Here is a 736-nt window from a genome sequence, read left to right as displayed (position 1 = left end):
TCTCACGTCCGATGCCCGACTGTTTGAAGCCGCCGAACGGGATTTCGACCGGCGTCTTCACGCGTGACCTGCCGCGCGCCCACCGCGTCATTGCCGAGCTACAGGCCGGCACCTGCTGGATCAACGCCTATAATCTGACGCCGGTCGAAATCCCGTTCGGCGGCTTCAAACAGTCGGGCATCGGACGTGAGAATTCATTGGCGGCGCTGGCACTCTATTCGCAGCTGAAGTCGATCTATGTCGAGACCGGGGATGTGGCGAGCCCGTACTGATCAAGTCCTACGCCTTCGGATCGGCCGTCCCATCCAGATACTGGGTCAGCGCACAGACCAGGTGGTAGAAGATGCTGGCCGGCACGTCCGATGCCAGTGAGCGGCCGCGCTCGTCGATGCGGTCGATCCACAGGCCGAGCGGCGCCGGGTCGATGTGCCAGCGAAACAGCCGGCCGACGCGCGCTTCGATCTCGGGCTTCAGGTCCGGCCCGCCCGAACCATCCAGCGCGATAGCCGCCTTCACCGCTTCGGCCTGCGGCCAGCTGCGTGATATCAGGTCGAGCGGCAGGCCCTGCCGCGAGACGGCGCCATAGGCAAGGCCGGTGGCGCGGTTGAGGCCATTGGCAGTGGCCGACGCGTAAAGTTTTCTGGCAAAGCCGCTCAATTCGGCCTGGCCGCTGCGTCCAGCGAAATCGACCAGCAGCGAGGCCCACTCGAAATGGTGGCCAGGCTCGGTCCATGAC

The 736-nt window shown here is 64.9% G+C and carries 2 protein-coding genes; one reads left to right on the top strand and one right to left on the bottom strand.

All coding sequences use genetic code 11. The features are described 5' to 3' along the window. Positions 1–272, top strand: a 272-nt coding sequence (locus EN984_RS36570; protein ID WP_127384451.1) for an aldehyde dehydrogenase family protein, incomplete at its 5' end; no start/stop codon positions are given. 7 nt (positions 273–279) lie between these two features. Here EN984_RS36570 and EN984_RS36565 read toward each other — a convergent pair. Then, on the bottom strand, positions 280–736 hold a 457-nt coding region (locus tag EN984_RS36565), incomplete at its 5' end, for an AGE family epimerase/isomerase (RefSeq protein WP_206517583.1).

This window comes from Mesorhizobium sp. M7A.F.Ca.CA.004.12.1.1 (assembly GCF_003997835.1).
Classification (GTDB): domain Bacteria; phylum Pseudomonadota; class Alphaproteobacteria; order Rhizobiales; family Rhizobiaceae; genus Mesorhizobium.
Note: the sequence above shows the minus strand (reverse complement) of the source record. Positions and strands in the feature narration are given on the sequence as shown.